The following is a 4,066-nucleotide window of genomic DNA, read 5'->3' as shown; positions in this document are numbered from 1 at the left end:
ATCCCGTGGAACTTCCCCATCCTGATGGCGGTGTGGAAGCTCGCCCCCGCCCTGGCCGCGGGCAACTGCGTCGTCCTCAAGCCCGCCGAGCAGACCCCCGCCAGCATCCTGCTGGTGATGGAGCTGATCGCCGACCTGCTCCCGCCCGGTGTGATCAACGTCGTCAACGGGTTCGGCGCGGAGGCGGGCCGGCCGCTGGCCTCCAGCCCGCGCGTGGCCAAGGTGGCCTTCACCGGCGAGACCACGACCGGGCGGCTGATCATGCAGTACGCCTCGGAGAACATCATCCCGGTGACGCTGGAGCTCGGCGGCAAGAGCCCCAACATCTTCCTTCCCGACGTCACGGCCTCCGACGACGACTTCCTGGACAAGGCCGTCGAGGGTTTCGTGATGTTCGCCCTGAACCAGGGTGAGGTGTGCACCTGTCCCTCGCGGGCCCTGATCCACGCGTCCATCTACGACGACTTCATGAGCAGGGCACTCGACCGCACCAGGGCCATCGTCGGCGGCGACCCGCTGGACCCGGCCACCATGATCGGCGCGCAGGCGAGCAACGACCAGTACGAGAAGATCCTGTCCTACATCGACATCGGGCTGAAGGAGGGGGCCGAGTTGCTCACCGGCGGCGGCCCGCGCACGGTTCCCGGCCTGGAGGGCGGCTACTACATCGAGCCGACGATCTTCAAGGGCACCAACGACATGCGCGTCTTCCAGGAGGAGATCTTCGGGCCGGTCGTCTCGGTGACGACCTTCGACTCGGAGGACGAGGCCCTGAAGATCGCCAACGACACCCTGTACGGCCTGGGCGCCGGAGTGTGGACCCGCGACATGAACACCGCCTACCGGTTCGGCCGGGCGATCAAGGCCGGGCGGGTGTGGACCAACTGCTACCACGCCTATCCGGCGCACGCCGCGTTCGGCGGCTACAAGCAGTCGGGCATCGGCCGCGAGAACCACAGGGTCATGCTGGACCACTACCAGCAGACCAAGAACCTGCTGGTCAGCTACTCGCCCAAGAGACTGGGCTTCTTCTGATGCCGACCGGTCCCACCGGTGAGCCGCACCCGCTCCGAGTGGAGCGGGTGCGGCTCAGCCCCGCCGCCGAGGAACTGCTGACCGTGCTCCACGGACGACACGGCCCGTTGATGTTCCACCAGTCGGGCGGCTGCTGCGACGGCAGCTCGCCCATGTGCTACCCCCGGGGCGAGTTCCGGGTCGGCGGCGCGGACCTGCTGCTGGGCGTGCTGGCCCTGGACACCCCGTTCTGGATCAGCGCCTCCCAGTACGCCTACTGGCGGCACACCCACCTCACGGTGGACGTGGTCCCCGGCCGCGGCGGAGGATTCTCCCTTGAGGCCCCGGAGGGGGTGCGCTTCCTCATCCGCTCCCGGCTGTTCACCGACGAGGAGGCCGAGCGGATCCTCGCGGAGCCTCCCCCACCGAGCGGGGCCGCCGGCGACACGAGGGATGGGCAACATCAAATAGAGTCACAGCGGGAGTACGATGCACGGAAATGAAGTGTCGGCGGTGATCGTCTGACACCGGGCGAAGCGTGAGCGGAGGTCGCCGATGAGCAGGGGGTCGTCGTCGCCGGACCAGGCCGGGGTGGCACAGGCGAAGCCGGGCCAGGCGGGGTCAAGCTGGGCGAGGGAACGGTTCGGCGAGCGTGCCGAGGTCGTACGGCGGCAGCTGGCCGCCTCGCTGCTTGAGGCGATGGGCAACGCGCAGGACGCGCAGAGCTCCGCGCACAGCGACAAGCGGTACACCTACGGCTTCACCATGATGGCCAGGCGCTACGAGGCGCTCGCCGAGGGACTGCGTGACGAGCCGGGCTTCCGGCTGGTCAGGCCGCATGGCTCGGCGCACCACCTGGTGGTGCTCGGCGGCAACCTGCTGCTGCCGTTCCGCTACGCCGAGGACGACCGCACGCCGATCTCCGAGGCCCGGATCAGCGACGGCCGCATCTCCTCGCTGGTCCGCGAGCTGTTCGACCGGTTCGGCCCGGCGACCTCCTACCGCCAGGAGGAACTGGACCTGGCGCTCGACGGGGGAAGTGCCCAGGAGGAGCTGGACCTGTCCGCGGGGGCGGACGGTCCGGCCACGGTCCGCCCCGCGCTCACCGGGCTGCCCGACGAGACCCGGCTGGTCCCGGTCGCCTACGCGGGCAACGCGCAGGCCGGCCTGCTGCGGCTCTACTGGGGCGAGGCGGAGCTCGTCGACGAGTTCGGCAGGATCCGCTGGCTGCACCACGAGCCGATCCCGCTGCCGGCCGCCTCCACAGGTCCCCTCAGCGGCCTGTGGGCGACGGAGCCCGGTACCGCGTCGCGTTTCGACGGCGGTCTCCTGCCCGACCTCGCGCTGAGCACGCGGTCTTCAGCCGAGCGGAAGAATGGCAAGATCTTCCCCGTAGGCAGTGAGGCACCAGAGGAAACCGCGGTCACCGGCGACAATGAGCAACCGTAACCAGACCCCCCTGTCCGGCGTCGCCGAGGGCGGCCCGAGCCCGCAGGCCGTCACCGACGCGTTCGACCAGGCGCGGCTGACCCAGGCGCGGCAGCTGGCGGGGATGACGAAGAAGGACCTGGCCGAGCGGATCGGCGTCACCCCCGCGGCGGTGGGGCAGTACGAGACGGGCATGACCCGTCCACGCCCCGAGCTCGTTCCCCGCCTGGCCGACGTGCTCGGCGTGCCGCCGGCGTTCTTCCTGCTCGGCCGCCCGCACGGCAAGCTGGACGGGTCCATGGCGCACTTCAGGAGCCTGCGCTCCACCCGTGCCCACCAGCGCGCCAAGGCCGCGGCCTTCGTCGAGCAGGTCTGGGAGCTGGCCCACGCCCTGGAGAAGCAGGTCAGGCTGCCGGATGTGGCCCTTCCCGGTTTCTCCGGCGGCGAGGTCCACTCCGGTGTCGAGTTGCCCCGCGACCCCGTCCAGGCCGCCCGCGCCCTGCGGCGGCTCTGGCGGCTGGGCACCGGCCCGCTGTCGCACGTCGTCCGGCACATGGAGGCGCAGGGGATCGTCGTGGTCCTCCCTCCGCCGGACGAGGACGCCACCACGGTGGACGCCTTCTCCACCTCCCAGCTGCCGCGCCCGATCGTGGTGCTGACCGCCAACCGGTTCGACGACATCCACCGCTACCGCTTCACCGCCGCCCACGAGCTGGGCCATCTGGTGCTGCACGGTGACACGGCCTCGGGAGACACCCAGCAGGAGCGCGAGGCCGACGTCTTCGCCGCCGAGTTCCTCACCCCGCGCGACAGCATCCTGCCCGAGCTGCCCGGCCGCCTCGACCTGCGCAGGCTGGTCGAGCTCAAGCGCACCTGGGGCGTGTCCGTCGACTCCCTGCTGTACCGCTGCCGCGAGGTCGGTCTGATCTCCGACTCGGCGGCGAGCCGCGCCTACCAGCGGCTCAAGACGCTCCGCGACCAGCCGGGCTTCGCCGCCGAGCCGATCAGCGGCTACCCCGGCGAGCGGCCCGTGCTGCTGCGCCAGGCCTTCGACCTGGCCGTCGGCGAGACCGGCCTCACCATGGAGCGGCTCGCCGCCCAGCTGGCCTGGCCGGTCTCCCGGGTGCGTGAACTACTCGACCTGCCCGACCAGCGCCCGGCGTTGCGCCTCGTACCCGACGCGTCCGCGGCAGGCGGTCCTAATCCTCCTCGACACGCTCCCTGATCCATTCCATGCCGTCCTGCCAGGAGGCGAACGCCTGGAGATAGCGGCCGTCGCGGGCGTGGAAGGCGTGATACCGGAAGTCCCCGTCGCTGCCCGTACGGATCAGGTCGTAGACGTCACCCTTGGAGCGGTACCACACGCACTCGCCGTCAGCGGGACGCGAGGACGAGGCATAGGCGAACTCACGCGTGATGGACATGTGACGGATGCTACGGATCGACGAATCCGCAGGCAATGCCGTATCCATTTCATTCAGGGATAAAGTTCGCCCTTCCGGATGGCTGACGCACCCGGCATCCGGGCGGTACGGCGGCCTCGGCCCGTGCCAGGCGGGCATGCCTGGCATCCGGCAGGGAGTACGACGAGGCCTACTGCCTCATCCAACTGGGCCTCGTCCAC

Annotated in this window: 4 protein-coding genes and 1 pseudogene; 4 read left to right on the top strand and 1 reads right to left on the bottom strand. The window is 70.3% G+C overall.

Annotated features, from left to right (window positions below):
* From adh to ABZU75_RS45615, 4 genes and pseudogenes are all read left to right on the top strand, one after another.
* Positions 1-1,035 (top strand): aldehyde dehydrogenase (gene adh / locus ABZU75_RS45630; RefSeq protein ID WP_355569579.1); only part of this gene is annotated, 1,035 nt, incomplete at its 5' end.
* Positions 1,035-1,421: pseudogene (locus ABZU75_RS45625) on the top strand (DUF779 domain-containing protein); the annotation flags it as partial. The gene adh and the pseudogene ABZU75_RS45625, both read left to right, overlap by 1 nt.
* Before the next feature lie 148 nt (positions 1,422-1,569).
* Positions 1,570-2,463, top strand: a complete 894-nt coding sequence (locus ABZU75_RS45620) for a hypothetical protein (RefSeq protein ID WP_355569576.1) — start codon at positions 1,570-1,572, stop codon at positions 2,461-2,463.
* Complete coding sequence (locus ABZU75_RS45615; protein WP_355569573.1) at positions 2,450-3,667, top strand: XRE family transcriptional regulator; 1,218 nt, start codon at positions 2,450-2,452, stop codon at positions 3,665-3,667. The genes ABZU75_RS45620 and ABZU75_RS45615 overlap by 14 nt, the downstream gene beginning before the upstream one ends.
* Here ABZU75_RS45615 and ABZU75_RS45610 read toward each other — a convergent pair.
* Entirely contained in the window at positions 3,642-3,866 is a 225-nt protein-coding gene (locus ABZU75_RS45610) for a hypothetical protein (RefSeq protein ID WP_355569570.1), read from the bottom strand. The two genes, ABZU75_RS45615 and ABZU75_RS45610, sit on opposite strands and share 26 nt — an antisense overlap.
* Positions 3,867-4,066 lie beyond the last annotated feature (200 nt).

Source organism: Streptosporangium sp. NPDC005286, assembly GCF_040607515.1.
Classification (GTDB): Bacteria; Actinomycetota; Actinomycetes; order Streptosporangiales; family Streptosporangiaceae; genus Streptosporangium.
Note: the sequence above shows the minus strand (reverse complement) of the source record. Positions and strands in the feature narration are given on the sequence as shown.

Excerpts from the sequence above, each read along its gene's own strand:
- ABZU75_RS45615 (WP_355569573.1), top strand. The coding sequence starts at position 2,450 with ATGAGCAACCGTAACCAGACCCCCCTGTCCGGCGTCGCCGAGGGCGGC.
- ABZU75_RS45620 (WP_355569576.1), top strand. The coding sequence starts at position 1,570 with ATGAGCAGGGGGTCGTCGTCGCCGGACCAGGCCGGGGTGGCACAGGCG.
- ABZU75_RS45610 (WP_355569570.1), bottom strand. The coding sequence starts at position 3,866 with ATGTCCATCACGCGTGAGTTCGCCTATGCCTCGTCCTCGCGTCCCGCT.